The organism is Anatilimnocola floriformis (assembly GCF_024256385.1).
Taxonomy (GTDB): Bacteria; Planctomycetota; Planctomycetia; order Pirellulales; family Pirellulaceae; genus Anatilimnocola; species Anatilimnocola floriformis.
In genome coordinates, this window is record NZ_JAMLFW010000001.1 from 2,232,730 (window position 1) to 2,246,815 (window position 14,086).

The window sequence follows — 14,086 nt, forward strand, 5'->3', positions numbered from 1 at the left end:
TTCACCACCTTGAGCTGATGCAACTTTGATGGCTGTGTTGCGAAAACAACAGACGCTGGCCCGCGTGGCCGAATTTACCGGGTATGGATATTGGAGCGGCAAAGACGTTCGCGTCGAGCTGCGGCCTGCTGAAGTCGACTCCGGACTGCAGTTTGTCCGGGCCGATCTCGCGCCGCACATTCGCATTGCCGCCGATGCCCGCAATCGACTGGAAGCGCCGCGGCGAACCACGCTGGCTGCTGGCAACGCTCAAGTCGAAATGGTCGAACACATTATGGCCGCACTGTACGGCCTGCAGATCGACAACTGCGAAATCTGGGTCGATCAGCAAGAGATGCCCGGCCTCGATGGCAGCAGTCAGGCCGTGATCGACGCGATCGATTCGGTTGGCATTATCGAACAAGAAGCTCCCAGCAAACGGCTCGTCATTTCGGAAGTGACACGCGTTGGCGATGACGAAAGCTGGGTCGAAGCCCGCCCGCACAAACACGCCGGCCTGAGTGGCTTGGTCGTGAAATACCGTCTCGATTATGGCCCCGAATGCCCCATCGGCCGCGAGACGATCGAAGTCAAAGTGAATCCCAAATCCTTCCGGCAGGAACTGGCTTCGGCCCGTACGTTCCTGCTGGAAGAAGAAGCCAACTGGCTCCGCTCGCGCGGCCTCGGCACGCGGGTGACGAACCAAGACCTGTTGATCTTCGGCCAGAACGGCTTGATCGACAACACGCTCCGTTTCGAAAACGAATGTGTCCGTCACAAGACACTCGATTTGGTCGGCGACCTCGCACTCGCGGGCTGCGAACTGGTCGGCAATGTTCACGCTCACCGCAGCGGCCATCGTTTGAATGCCGAACTCGTTCGCGCGTTGCTGCAAGAAGGTCGCATCGAAGGCGGCCTGCGAATGACTGGCTAAGGAGGGGCTAGGAACTAGGAGCTAGGATCTGGGGAAAGACCTGCAGGTACTAACTTCGAGCGTTCTGCTTCTTCTAAATTCACCAACAATCACCCCAATCAAACTCTGAACCCTAGCTCCTAGATCCCAGCCCCCAGTTCCTCCCATGCCAACCCACATTCATCCGAGCGCGGTCATCGATCCGCGAGCTGAAATCCACGACAACGTGGAAGTGGGGCCGCATTGCGTGGTCGGGCCGCTCTGCAGCATTGGCGAAGGGACGCAACTGATCGCCAATGTCACGATCATGGGGCGCGTGACTCTCGGCCGGGGCAATAAAGTTTTCCCGGGCGCGGTTCTCGGCGGCGATCCTCAAGACATCAGCTATCGCGGCACCGATACGCAAGTCATTGTCGGCGACGACAACCTGATTCGCGAAGGTGTAACCATCAATCGCGGCAGCGAAAAAGAAGACGGCATTACGTCCGTCGGCAACAGCTGCTTCCTGATGGCCGGCAGCCACATCGCGCACGACTGCAAAGTCGGCAGCCGAGTGATCATGGCCAATGCGACGCTCCTTGGCGGTCACGTGCATGTGCACGACGACGCTACGATCTCGGGCGGAGTCGCTGTCCATCACTTCTCCACCATCGGCAGCTTCAGCTTCACCGGCGGCCTGAGCCGCGTGTTGCACGACGTGCCGCCGTACATGCTGGCCGAAGGAAATCCTTCGCGACCGCGGTGCATCAACCTGGTGGCACTCAAACGAAACAATTTTTCAGCCGATTCGATTCGGGCCCTCGCCGAAGCCCATCGCCTGATCTTTCGCGCTCGCGTTGGTTTGGATCACGCGCGAGAACTGTTGCGGGCCGGCGATCTGCTGATGCCCGCGGTTAATCATCTCCTTCATTTTCTGCAAAATCAGCACGAAGGTCGCCATGGTCGCGGCCGGGATCGCCGGAGAGCCGCATGAGTGAGTCATCTTCAACCTCGCTGCGTTTGGCCGTCATCGGGGCGGGGCACTTGGGGAAGATTCACGCCCGGTTAGCGAAGCAATTGACCGGCGCCAATCTCATCGCTGTTGTCGATCCAGTGGAAGTCTCGCGAACTTCCGTCGCCACCGAACTGCAAGTTCCGACGTTCGACGACTATCATCCGCTGCTCAAAGACTTCGACGCCGCTATCGTCGCCACGCCGACGCAATTTCATCACGCGGTGGTCATGGAACTGCTCGAGCACGGCAAGCATGTGCTCGTCGAAAAGCCGATCGCCTCGACGAATGCCGAAGCACAGGAAATGGTTGCTGCCGCTGCCACCCGCGATCTGGTGCTGCAGGTCGGCCATGTCGAACGCTTCAATCCGGCCTGGATTCCCGTTCGCGCACAAATTCAATCGCCGCGGTTCGTCGCGGCCCGCCGTTTGGCTCCTTATACCTGCCGCTCGACCGACGTTGGCGTCGTGCTCGATCTGATGATTCATGATCTCGACCTCGTGCTGAATCTCGTTCCCGAAGAAGTGGTCGACGTGCAAGCCGTCGGCGCTGCTGTCGTCGGGCCGCATGAAGATTGGGCCGAAGCCCGCCTGACTTTCGCCAACGGCTGCGTGGCTCAGTTCAGCGCTTCGCGCGTCAGCCCGGTTGTCGTTCGCTCGATTGATGTTTGCGACGAGCAGGGTTTCGCTTCGGTCGATTTCAACACCAAATCGGCCCGCACGCTCACACCATCGGCCGCAGTGCAGCAACGACAGATCGACCTTGGCCGCCTGTCGCCGGTGGAAAAGGTTGAGTTCAAAGACAAGTTCTTCACCGAGCACCTGGCGAAGACCGATCTCACCGTCACCGATCATAATGCCATCTTGGAAGAGCAACGCGACTTCTGCCGAGCGATTCACGACGGCACGCTGCCGCAAGTGACCGGCCAGGATGGTTGGCGGGCTCTCGAGACGGCTGAGCGAATCGTCGCTGCCATCGCTGCTGGCCAGAGTCGTCCGTCGCGCCACACGTTGCGTGGGCCACACTGGTCGCAAGTGCCTGCCCATCGCAAGGCGAGCTAATCGCCTCGAAAATTCTCTCGCCTGTGACCGACACGGCGAAATTCGGATTAGAATTTCGCCTATGAAAACCAACCTCTCTCTCGGCGTTGTTTTGAGTCTCTTTCTCTGCGCCTCGCTGCGCGCGGCTGAGTACGACGTGGTCGTGTATGGCGGTACGAGCGCGGGCGTGACGGCTGCCGTGCAAGCCAAGAAGATGGGGAAGACGGTGGTCATCGTCGGCCCCGACAAGCATCTCGGCGGTCTATCGAGCGGCGGCCTGGGCTTCACCGATACGGGCAACAAAGCAGTCATCGGCGGCTTGTCGCGCGATTTCTATCACCGCGTGTGGAAGGAATATCAAAAACCCGACACGTGGAAGTGGCAGAAGCAAAACGAGTACGGCAACAAGGGCCAGGGAACGCCCGCGATCGACGGTGAGAACCGCACGCAGTGGATCTTCGAGCCGAGCGTTGCCGAGCGCGTGTTCGAGAGCTTCGTGAAGGATTTTGAGATTCCCGTCGATCGCGACGAATGGCTCGATCGCAAGAGTGGCGTGAAAAAGACCGACGGGCGGATCAGCAGCATCACGATGCTTTCCGGCAAGAAGTACACCGGCAAGATGTTCATCGACGCGACGTACGAAGGCGATCTGCTCGCTGCCGCGGGCGTCGATTATCACGTCGGCCGCGAAGCGAACTCGGTCTATGGCGAGAAGTGGAACGGCATCCAAGTGGGCGTGCTCCATCACCGGCATCACTTCGGCGCCGTGAAAGAAAAGATCAGTCCATACGTCGTGCCCGGCGATCCCAAGTCGGGCGTCCTGCCGCGAATCAGCGCCGAGCCGCCGGGCAACTACGGCGAAGGTGACAAGCGCGTGCAGGCCTATTGCTATCGCTACTGCGTGACCGATCACGCCGAGAATCGCATTCCGTTTCCGAAGCCCGAGGGTTATGACCCGAAGCAGTACGAACTGCTGGTGCGCGTCTACGAAGCCGGTTGGCGTGAGACGTTTGACAAGTTCGATCCGGTGCCGAACCACAAAACCGATACGAACAATCACGGTCCCTTTAGCACCGACAACATCGGAATGAACTACGACTATCCCGAGGCAACTTACGAACGCCGCAAGGAGATTCTCGCCGAGCATCGGACTTATCAGCAGGGCTGGCTGTACTTCATCGCCAATGATCCGCGCGTGCCGAAGGATACGCAGGAAAAGATGAAGAAACTCGGCCTGCCGAAGGATGAATTCACCGACAACGGGAATTGGCCGCATCAGATTTACGTGCGTGAAGCCCGCCGGATGATCGGCCAGTTTGTGATGACCGAAAACGAACTGACGAAGAAAAAGCCGACGCCCGATTCCGTCGGCATGGGAAGCTACACGATCGATTCGCACAATGTGCAGCGCTACATCACACCCGAAGGCTACGTGCAAAACGAAGGCGACATCGGTGTGGGCATCACGCCCTACTCGATCGCGTATGGTTCGCTCGTGCCGAAGAAGGCCCAGTGCGAAAACTTGCTCGTGCCGATCTGCGTCAGCAGTACGCACATCGCCTTTGGCAGCATTCGCATGGAACCGGTATTCATGATCCTCGGCCAGAGCGCCGCCACGGCCGCGGTGATGGCCATCGATTCGAAGATTGCTGTGCAGGACGTGCCGTACGCCAAACTGCGCGAGCAACTCGAAAAGGATGGCCAGGTGTTGGAATATGCGAGCGCCGCGCCGAGCGGCAAGGAAAAGACCTTTGTCGATCCGAAAAAACTCCCCGGTGTTGTGATCGATGACGACGAAGCCAAGTTGACTGGCGACTGGAAGAGCAGCTCGGCAGCGCCGGATTTTGTCGGCATCGCCTATCGCCACGACGACAAGACCAACGACGGCAAAGCGTCGGCCCGCTTCGAAGCCAAGTTACCGAAGCCCGGTCGGTATGAAGTGCGGCTCGCCTTCCCGCCGAACGGCAATCGCTCGGCCAAGGTGCAGGTCGAAGTGCACTCCAGCGGCAGCACGAAGACGTTAACCGTCGATCAGCGGCAAACGCCCGAGATCGAAAAGCTCTTTCACTCGCTGGGCGAATTCGAGTTTGCGGACAGCGGCGCCGTAGTGATTTCCAACGGCGGTTCGAATGGTTACGTCGTGATCGACGCAGTGCAGTGGCTGCCGAAGTAGCTTTGGAACAGGCTTTGCACTTCGGGGACGCCACCGAAAGGAACCTGCATGAATAGCCCCGAAGTCCATTCTGAAGTGAAAGTGGTCAACACGATTGACCTCGATACGGCCATCGTGCCCGATCCGCGGCGCTCGCTGGCAGTTCATTGTTGCGGCGCGACCGACAAAGGCCAGGTGCGGCCGAATAACGAAGATCAGTTCCTCGTCGCGCAGCTTAGCAAAGCCCTGCGGGTGCTGAAGACCAGTTTGCCCCAGTCGAAAACGCGGCATAGCAGCGACTGTAGTCATCTATTTATCGTCGCCGACGGCATGGGTGGTCACGCGGCGGGCGAACAGGCCAGCGCGCTGGCGATCGATTCAGTCGAGACGTATGTGCTCGAGGCGCTCAAGTGGTTCGCTCACAAGCACGGTGATGACGACGACCAACTGCTCGCTGAGTTTCGTCAGGCCTTGGGGCTCGCGCATGAACGCGTGCGTCATGAAGCCGTCGAGCACCCCGAGCTGCACGGCATGGGAACGACGCTGACGTTGGCGTATAGCTTGAACGACCAGTTGTTTGTCGCCCACGTCGGCGACAGCCGGTGCTATCTGTTTCGCGAGCGGATTTTGTTCAGCGTTACGCAAGATCATACGCTGGTCGAAGAAATGGTCCGCAAGGGCATGCTCACGCCCGAAGAAGCCGTCACGCATCGCTGGCGGCACGTCATCACTAGCACCGTCGGCGGCGAATCAGAAAAGGTTCGGATTGATGTGCATCGGTTGCATTTGCAGCCCGGCGATGTTGTGCTTCTTTGTTCCGACGGTCTGACCGAGATGCAAAACGGCGATCAAATCGCGGCGATCTTGCAAAACGTCACCGATCCGGAAGCGGCTTGTCAGCGACTGATTGCTGCCGCCAACGAAGCCGGCGGCAAAGACAACATCACGGTTGTCGTAGCCGCATTTAGCGAGGCCGAGTGCGAAGGCTGAGAACCCGCAGAATCATCTAGAACGGAGATCTAGCATGGCCGACGTAACCATTCGCGTTCGGGACAACGGGCCGCTGCTCGTCGAAGGACCCGCGACGGTGATCGATGCCGAAGGGAAGAAGTTCGAGATTCCCGTCGGCAAGCCGGCCATTGCGCTCTGTCGCTGCGGTCAATCACTACGCCGGCCGTTCTGCGATGCATCGCACAAGGCGTGCAACTTTGCTGCGGTAGATCGCGCCACGCCGAAGCCAGAAACACCGCCAGCGTAAATCAGAAAGACTAGCGGTCGCGGCGGTTTTGTTTCCGCATCCACCGCCGTCGACCAGGCGAGGCATCGTCGGGCGATTCACTGCCGAGACCGTAGTCGACGAGTTCCAGTGAAGACCGCCTAGTCACAGCAGTTCCCGCGGCATCGCGTTCTTGGGCAGAGTGATTCACCACGCCACCGGGAACATCGGCCGATTGAATCTCGACGGTCACGCTCGAGCTCTTGGTCCCTTGATAGTTCGTCCGCACATACGCGACCGGCTTGAGCATGCCGGCGACGCGGAAGGGCAGATTTGCGGCGATCACTTCCACAGTCGTGCTCGTGGCGGGTTGCGTCGAACCCTCGAGCGGCGTGATGCTCGATTCTCGTTTGAGTAGATAAGGAAATTGCGTTGTCGTGTAATGCACCACAGTCTGCCGTCGCTGCCCATCGCGCTCGCTGATGGCCTGGCGAATTTCGCAGGCGACGTGGCGGCCGTTGAGTTCCAGTTCGCTGGAACTCATTTTTCGCAGGCCCGTTCCACTGTTGGGCGTCGCTGCCAGGTCGCCCCAATAGCTGTGCCGTGTCACTTGCGGTGGATTCGCAAACCGTCGCCCCGCTACTTCTACGGTCGATTCGACGCGCAGCTGATATTCATGATCGTCGGCAGCGACGAGCGTGGTTTTCGTCTCGGTCAGACTCGTGGTGACGATGCGCCCTTGCGGGTCGAGCGTTTCCGAAGTCACGCGCACCGTCTTCCAAGACCCCACGGGGAATCGTCCCCACGGATGAGCCTCTGGCGGCAACTGACCATCGGGTGGCGACTCAGGCTGATCATGATCGGGCCGAATGGCAACTGGTTGCGTCGTTTTGGCCGGTTGAGTAGTTGGCTGAGTGGGAGTCGCTGGCGGCTTTTGTTTTTCTTGTGCCGCGAGCTGAGCAATATCAACGTCGCTGCAGATGCAGAGAACGAGGAGCGCAGGCATGAAAATGCGACACATAACAAAAGCCGATTGAGTTGTACATCAAGGTGGTTGCTCAAAACCCTCCGCCACAGGCCGAGCCGATCAACCACTGAGTTTAGCTACGTCTCAGGGGAGGTTCGATGGTGAAATCTCCCTTTCTGAGAATTGACAGCGGCAAACTGGCTGGAGAAAAGGTGTGGTTGGCGCGATTGGAGCGACCTTGCCGCCTGCTGAACGACGGCCGCTTTTGCTAAGCTGGGTGTTTCCGCCCCTGCTTTAGCGCTGTCCAGCGAACGACACTCATGCAAGAAGTCTCTGGCAACCTCTACGATTATCCCGCCTACTACGACCTCGTCTTCGGTTCTGACTGGAAAGCGGAGTACGACTTTCTGCTGCAGGTCTTCGAGCAGTTTGGCGGCAAGGTCGAACGCGTCTTCGAACCAGCGTGCGGTACGGGACGCATTCTTTATCGTCTCGCCGACAAGGGTTTCGAAGTCAGCGGCCTCGATCTCAATCCGAATGCCGTCGAGTTCTGCAACAAACGCCTGGTGAAGCACGGCTATCCGGCGAGCATCATTTGCGGCGACATGAGCGATTTCAAGTTGCCGAAGAAGGTCGATGTCGCCTTCAACATGATCAACAGCTTTCGCCATTTGCTGAGCGAGAAGCAAGCCGAAGGTCATTTGCGTTGCGTGGCCGAATCGCTGCGGCCCGGCGGGTTGTATGTGCTCGGCCTACATCTCACGCCGACGGCCGGCGTGCCGATGACCGAAGAATCGTGGTCGGCCCGCCGCGGCAACCTGGCGATCAACACGCATCTGCAAACGCTCGATCTCGATCGCCGCAAGCGAACCGAGCGCTGCCGCATGAAGCTCGACATTTACACACCGACCGAGCGGAAGCAGATTCTTGACGAGCTCGTCTTCCGCACCTACACGGCCGACCAAATCGAAAAGTTGCTGGCCTCGGTCACGCAGTTCGAGATCGCGGAGCTCTTTGATTTCAGCTACCGTCTCGATCGGCCCATCGAGATCGAACCGGAAACACAGGACGTGGTCTTTATTTTGCGAAAACGGCGGGCGGGAAAGTGAGTAAGGAAGTGACAGGCTCTGGAGAAGTTCAGGCTCTGATTTTTGATTGCGACGGCACGCTGACCGATTCGATGCCGATCCATTACCGCAGTTGGCGCGCGACGATGCTGCTGCACGGTATCGATTTTGCCGAAGATCGCTTCTACGCGCTCGGCGGTGTGCCGAGCAAGACCATCATCGAGATGCTTGCGGCCGAGAAGTCGATGGAACTGAACGCAGCCGCCGTCGCCGATCAGAAGGAAGCGGCCTTTCTCGATTTGCTGCACGAGCTACAACCGCTCGCGCACATTCTCGATATCGCCCGCCAAAACCGCGGCAAGCTCAAGATGGCCGTCGCCAGCGGCGGCACCCGGCCGGTGATCCTCGCGCAGCTCGAACACATCGGCTGCGCGGATTGGTTCGATACGATCGTGACCGCCGAAGATACGACGCGTCACAAGCCGGATCCCGATTGCTTTCTCGAGGCGGCTCGCCGCCTGGGTGTTCCGCCCGCCGAGTGTCGCGTCTATGAAGACGCCGACCTCGGCATCGAAGCGGCCCGCCGCGCCGGCATGCAATGCGTCGACGTGCGGAAGTGGCCTGGCGAATAAGCGGTTGCTCGTTACTGATCCGATTCAGCGAACAGTTCACAGAGAGCCTTGGTCGTTCGCGACTGGCTCGTCGCGGCATTCAAGTCGTCGCTGCTCGCGCCCGACTTGTTGCGCGTTTGAGCGTTCAGCAGCTCGAGCAGGGCAACATCGACAGCACTTGCTTGGATGCCTGCCGACTTCAAGCTCGTACTTGCGCCCGCAGCCAGGTTCGAAACATTGCTGCTCGCTCCCTGGACCAAAGGCGTCGACAACGGTTGCGCGGCAGGCGTGGCGGCTGAGTAGGTCACGCTCAACTTTGGTCGCTGCGAAACGGTCGCAGCTTCCGAAGTGCTGATGCGCACAACTAAGCCCGTCGATTCATTGACCAGCAGAATCCCCTGGTTCGCGGCCGGGTTATTTACCCAACTTTGCACCACGGCAGGATCGAGAGCCACCGTGATCGTCTGCCCGCCGACAGCTCTTATCGTTGGCAGCGTGAAGCTTTTGCCAGCAATCACGTCGGTCCCCTGACCACGCGCTCCCGGCGCGCTCCAACTCTGACCATTGCCGCGACTCAACCAGCCGAGCTGCGTGCTGCTCGCTCCCGGTGTTGCACTCCACGGCGCCGCAACATAGTAGCCGCGAATCGTCGGATTGGCATCCCACGAATCGACCCGCAGCGTCAACGTTGCGCCGGTGACCGCCGCATCCGCTGGAATGCCGAGGTTGCTGAAGCGAATCAGATCCTCGACGCTGTAAGCGCCGTTGCCCGGTATCTGATACAGACCCATTTGCGGATCGTTGAAAGTCGTCAGCCCGTTGCCCGAGTTGTACTGCGCGTACTGTGTCGAAATGCTGACATCGGTTGTGCCGGTGTAACCATTCACCCCTTGCTGCAAGCTGACGGTTACCGGTTGACCGTTCGTGTCGTCCGAAATGATCGTCAACGTCGCCGTAGCGACCCCGCCGAGCGTCGCGCCGCCGGTGGGATTGCTCAGCGTGAGCGTGATGGTCTCCGGACTCTCGATCGCCGTGTCGTTGATGATCGGAATCGTAAAGCTCTTGCTGATTTCACCGGCGGCGAAGTTCAGCACACCACTCGTGGCGGTGTAATCGCTCCCCGCCGCGGCCGTGCCGTTGCTCGTGGCATAGGCAACTGAAACCGCTCCGTCGCTGCCACCGGTGCGAGTAACGGTGATCGTCACCGTGCCGTTCGTTTCACTCACGGAGTACGTCGCGCTGCTAAATTGCAGAGCACCGGGTACGGTAGCGACATCGTCCGACGTGATCGTCAGTGTCGACGTTGCTTGACTACCGAGCGTTGCACCGCCGGTGGGATTGCTCAGCGTGAGCGTCACTGTCTCAGGGCTTTCCACGGCGGTGTCGTTGATGATCGACACCGTAAATGTCTTGCTGAGTTCACCGGCAGCAAAGCTCAACACTCCGCTAGTTGCCGCGTAATCGCTCCCCGCCGTGGCCGTGCCATTGCTCGTGGCATAGGCAACGGAAACAGCACCATCGCTGCCAACCGTGCGAGTAACGGTGATCGTCGCCGTGCCGTTCGTTTCGTTCACGGCGTACGTTGCACTGCTGAACTGCAACACCCCAGGCACGGTTGCCACATCATCCGAAGTGATGGTCAATGTCGCCGTCGCTTGACCACCTAGTGTCGCTCCGCCGGTTGGATTGCTCAGCGTCAGATTCACCGTTTCCAAGCCTTCGACCGCGGTGTCGTTGATAATCGGAATCGTAAAGCTCTTGGAAGTTTCACCAGCCGCGAAATTCAGAGTTCCGCTGGTTGCGGTGTAGTCGCTCCCCGCTGTGGCGGAACCATTGCTGGTGGCGTAGGCAATAGAAACAGCTCCGTCGCTGCCGCCCGTACGAGTAACGGTGATTGTTGCCGTGCCGTTTGCTTCATTCACCGCGTAGGTCGCGCTGTTGAACTGCAATGAGCCCGGCTGCGCAGCGAAATCATCCGATGTGATCGTCAGCGTCGATGTCACCTGGCTTCCCAGCGTCGCGCCGCCGGTTGGATTGCTCAAGGTGATATTGACCGTTTCCAAACCTTCCACCGCCGTATCGTTGATGATCGGAATCGTGAACGTCTTCGAAACCTCACCAGCTGCGAAATTCAGCACGCCGCTGGTCGCCGTGTAGTCGCTACCCGCCGTTGCGGTACCGTTGCTGGTTGCGTAATTCACCGCCACGGCTCCTTCACTGCCGCCGCTACGCGTGACAGTGATGGTCGCCGTCCCTTGGTTCTCATTCACCGCATACGCCGCCGCACTTAACTGCAGCGAGCCAGGCTGCGGCGACTGCGTACCGACGGTGTAGGTCACGCCCAGCTTCGGTCGCAGCGCTGCATTGGTCTGCTCCGACATGTTGATGCGAACGACGGCCCCGGTCGTTTCATTCACCAGCAGAATGCCGTTGTTCGAGCTTGGATTGTTGATCCAGCCTTGCACGACAGCGGGGTCAAGATTGATCGTGACCGCCTGCGTGCCGGTTCCTTGAATGCCGGAAAGGACAAAGCTCTTGCCCGCGAGCACGTCGGTACCTTGGCCGAGTGCACCAGGTGTGTTCCAGTTCTGCCCCGTGCCACGATGCACCCAGCCGAGGTCGGTGCCAGGATCGACCGACCACGGAGCGGCCAGGTAGTAGCCGCGAATCGTCGGGTTGTTGCTGAAGGTGTCGACACTCAGCGTGAGTGTCGCGGCCGAAACATTGGCATTCGTAGGAATGCCGAGATTGGCAAAGCGGATCAAGGTCTCGATCGAGTAGCCGTTGGTCCCGCTGATTTGATACACGCCTCCCTGCGGATCAGTCACGCTCGTGCTGCCGTTGCCGCCGGTGAACTGCGCGTACTGATTGGTGATGCTTACGTCGGTCGTACCGGTGTAGCCACTCACTCCTTGCTGCACCGTCGTCGTCGTCGGTTGATTGGTGGTATCGTCCGACTCAATCGTCAGTGTGGCCGTCGATGGGCTCGCCAGTGAAGCGCCGCCAGTTGGATTGCTCAGCGTAAGCGTGACCGTCTCTGCGACTTCAACGGCTGTATCGTTGATGATGGGAATGACAAAAGTCTTCGTGATTTCTCCAGCACCGAAATTCAGCACGCCGCTGGTCGCCGTGTAATCGCTTCCTGCCGTCGCCGTGCCGTTCGACGTCGCATAATTCACCGAAACCGCGCCGGTCGAACCGCCGCTGCGAGAAACCGTAATGGTCGCCGTTCCCTGCGCTTCGTTCACCGTAAAGTTACTCGCGCTAAACTGCAGCGATCCGGGCTGACCGGCAGAATCGCTGCTGGTCAGCGCCCAAGAGAAGCTCGCCGCGTTCTTATATTCCCACGTATATCGCCGCGGCGGCGAAACGTTGAAATTGGTTCCTCCGGGGCGAGTCCAATAATTCACACCAATGTCGTACGTGTGATAAAGATCGTTCGCCAGTTGCCGCAGCGAAGCATCGGGCGTGCCGCGCAGATCGGCGAAATAGGTCGCCCAGGCTGCGACCGCGCCGACATCGAGCGCGTGCTGCACGTCGGTGTCGGTGCGATTCTCGCTCGTGCCGTCGGTTCGCATCAAGTAATCGGGGTAGCGCATCGAGCCGGCTTCGAATTGCCCATCGCCATCGACCTTCGACGCTACTTTCTCGAAATTGCCCATCCGTACGATGAAGTCGCTGACCTGCGCGTTCTGCCACACGCCATAGACGCGGACCATGGGATCGACGATCAGTGCCGACATCCATGACGAAGCAATGAGCACATTCGGATCTTCCACCTCGCTCGCATCGTGCTGTTCGCCGATGTGATACAGCCCGCCGTCGACGCGGTTGGTCGGCAGTTGCCCACCAGCACCGTTCTGGTGCCAGATGAGATCGGCGACGATCGTCTGCACCGTATTCTTAAAGGCCGCGTTCCCAGTAACTTCGTAACCCACTTCATTGGCGAGTAACTTGTAGCCGACGTTGCGCTCGGTCCAAAAGCTGAGGTTCGGATTCCAGCGTGTCACCGTGCCGCTGTGCGCGCTCACCACGTTCGAGATCGGCGTCAGCATCTTGCTGTCGCCCATCAGCCAATAGGTGTAAGCCAGCGATTCGTTGTACGCGTACTTCGCATCACCGGCCTTGAGCGTGAAGAAGCCTTGCGAGTTGATGTGATCGGCATAGAAATCCGCCGCTCGCACGGCTTCACGCAGCGCGGTGGTGAAGCCGCTGCGGAGATACAGTTCGTACATTCCGGACGCGCGATCATACAGCCACGGTTCGGGATCGGTTTTGTAGTTGACTGTGATCCCCGGGTTTTGATTGATAATGGTGTAAAAGAAGTTCTTCTGCGCGTAATCGAGCTCGGTGTAACCGCTGAAATTCATCGCGTCGGTTACGGCAGGATCATCGCGCGTCGGCGCGACAGCATTCGCAGTTGGATCGGTGCGGGCATCGAGCATCCCCTTGGCCAGGTATTCCTTCGGCAACACCGGCAGCACGTCGGGTTCTTCGACGTTATCGCCGGCGACGAAGGTACCGCTGGTTACCGTGTGCCATTCGATGCGCGGATCCTGCAGCGTGGTGCGGTTCAGCGTGCGCGCGGTTCCGCCCCACTCGACGGTGATCGATTCCGTTGAAAGTGCCGAGAATGTATACGGAATCTGAATCCGCGCCACGCGCACCGATTGGCCGTCAATCGCGGGATCGTCGATGCTGCGCCAGGGTGTGAGTTGCTCGACATAGGCAGGAATCTCTACGCCGTTCTTCAAAACTCGCACGTTTGAGAGTTGGGCTGCCGAAATCGATCCGCGCGTGAACGGCACGCCGAAGGTGACGATCTCTTGAGTTCCCGCCGCGACATTCGCCAGCGGCGTGAGCTGCACATTCACACTGCCGGTCGGTTCGGGCGGCGCGAAGTAAGCGCCGGCCATCAGATGGCGCGCTTCCAGCGTTTCTACGCTCAACTTGGAGGTCTTAAATGCGGCGCGCGATTCGCCGGCTAGAAACCGCCGCCGCCGCTGTTGCTTCACACCTTGCGACGACGATACTCGAGACAACGAGGCACGACCGGACACTTGCTTCTGCATGATGACTCTCTCTGCGATGGAGAAGGAGAGAGCGCGCGGCACCGCCAGCGCGTACCAGTAGACAAACTGTGTACGCAG

10 protein-coding genes are annotated in these 14,086 nt (G+C 59.4%); 8 read left to right on the forward strand and 2 right to left on the reverse strand.

Annotated features, from left to right (window positions below; all coding sequences use genetic code 11):
- Nucleotides 1–28: 28 nt before the first annotated feature.
- The 6 genes from lpxC (at nt 29) to M9Q49_RS08880 (ending at nt 6,333) form a co-directional block, all read left to right on the forward strand.
- Entirely contained in the window at nt 29–913 is an 885-nt protein-coding gene (gene lpxC, locus M9Q49_RS08855; RefSeq protein WP_254508359.1) for a UDP-3-O-acyl-N-acetylglucosamine deacetylase, read from the forward strand.
- A gap of 145 nt (nt 914–1,058) precedes the next feature.
- The gene (lpxA, locus tag M9Q49_RS08860) at nt 1,059–1,865 is read left to right on the forward strand and encodes an acyl-ACP--UDP-N-acetylglucosamine O-acyltransferase (protein WP_254508360.1); all 807 of its coding nucleotides are present in this window, start codon (nt 1,059–1,061) and stop codon (nt 1,863–1,865) included.
- Complete coding sequence (locus tag M9Q49_RS08865; RefSeq protein WP_254508361.1) at nt 1,862–2,944, forward strand: Gfo/Idh/MocA family protein; 1,083 nt, start codon at nt 1,862–1,864, stop codon at nt 2,942–2,944. The genes lpxA and M9Q49_RS08865 overlap by 4 nt, the downstream gene beginning before the upstream one ends.
- Before the next feature lie 61 nt (nt 2,945–3,005).
- Complete coding sequence (locus M9Q49_RS08870) at nt 3,006–5,096, forward strand: FAD-dependent oxidoreductase (RefSeq protein ID WP_254508362.1); 2,091 nt, start codon at nt 3,006–3,008, stop codon at nt 5,094–5,096.
- Between the two features lie 48 nt (nt 5,097–5,144).
- Complete coding sequence (locus M9Q49_RS08875) at nt 5,145–6,065, forward strand: Stp1/IreP family PP2C-type Ser/Thr phosphatase (protein WP_254508363.1); 921 nt, start codon at nt 5,145–5,147, stop codon at nt 6,063–6,065.
- A 34-nt stretch (nt 6,066–6,099) separates the two neighbouring features.
- Entirely contained in the window at nt 6,100–6,333 is a 234-nt protein-coding gene (locus M9Q49_RS08880; protein ID WP_254508364.1) for a CDGSH iron-sulfur domain-containing protein, read from the forward strand.
- A gap of 10 nt (nt 6,334–6,343) precedes the next feature.
- On the opposite strand, the gene M9Q49_RS08885 is transcribed toward M9Q49_RS08880, so the two are convergent.
- Entirely contained in the window at nt 6,344–7,297 is a 954-nt protein-coding gene (locus M9Q49_RS08885) for a hypothetical protein (protein WP_254508365.1), read from the reverse strand.
- Nucleotides 7,298–7,578: 281 nt separating this feature from the next.
- On the opposite strand from M9Q49_RS08885, the gene M9Q49_RS08890 reads away from it, so the two are divergent.
- Together M9Q49_RS08890 and M9Q49_RS08895 are read left to right on the forward strand one after the other, a co-directional pair.
- Nucleotides 7,579–8,367 (forward strand): class I SAM-dependent methyltransferase, encoded by a 789-nt coding sequence (locus M9Q49_RS08890; protein ID WP_254508366.1) that lies wholly within the window; start codon nt 7,579–7,581, stop codon nt 8,365–8,367.
- Nucleotides 8,368–8,375: 8 nt separating this feature from the next.
- A complete protein-coding gene (locus M9Q49_RS08895) occupies nt 8,376–8,957 on the forward strand; it encodes an HAD family hydrolase (protein WP_254508367.1) in 582 nt (193 codons plus the stop codon).
- Nucleotides 8,958–8,968: 11 nt separating this feature from the next.
- On the opposite strand, the gene M9Q49_RS08900 is transcribed toward M9Q49_RS08895, so the two are convergent.
- Nucleotides 8,969–14,008 (reverse strand): Calx-beta domain-containing protein, encoded by a 5,040-nt coding sequence (locus M9Q49_RS08900; protein ID WP_254508368.1) that lies wholly within the window; start codon nt 14,006–14,008, stop codon nt 8,969–8,971.
- Between the last annotated feature and the right edge of the window lie 78 nt (nt 14,009–14,086).

Bases quoted from the DNA above. Each gene is read 5' to 3' on its own strand.
- lpxC (WP_254508359.1), top strand. From the start codon at position 29: ATGGCTGTGTTGCGAAAACAACAGACGCTGGCCCGCGTGGCCGAATTT.
- lpxA (WP_254508360.1), top strand. From the start codon at position 1,059: ATGCCAACCCACATTCATCCGAGCGCGGTCATCGATCCGCGAGCTGAA.
- M9Q49_RS08865 (WP_254508361.1), top strand. From the start codon at position 1,862: ATGAGTGAGTCATCTTCAACCTCGCTGCGTTTGGCCGTCATCGGGGCG.
- M9Q49_RS08870 (WP_254508362.1), top strand. From the start codon at position 3,006: ATGAAAACCAACCTCTCTCTCGGCGTTGTTTTGAGTCTCTTTCTCTGC.
- M9Q49_RS08875 (WP_254508363.1), top strand. From the start codon at position 5,145: ATGAATAGCCCCGAAGTCCATTCTGAAGTGAAAGTGGTCAACACGATT.
- M9Q49_RS08880 (WP_254508364.1), top strand. From the start codon at position 6,100: ATGGCCGACGTAACCATTCGCGTTCGGGACAACGGGCCGCTGCTCGTC.
- M9Q49_RS08885 (WP_254508365.1), bottom strand. From the start codon at position 7,297: ATGCCTGCGCTCCTCGTTCTCTGCATCTGCAGCGACGTTGATATTGCT.
- M9Q49_RS08890 (WP_254508366.1), top strand. From the start codon at position 7,579: ATGCAAGAAGTCTCTGGCAACCTCTACGATTATCCCGCCTACTACGAC.
- M9Q49_RS08900 (WP_254508368.1), bottom strand. From the start codon at position 14,008: ATGCAGAAGCAAGTGTCCGGTCGTGCCTCGTTGTCTCGAGTATCGTCG.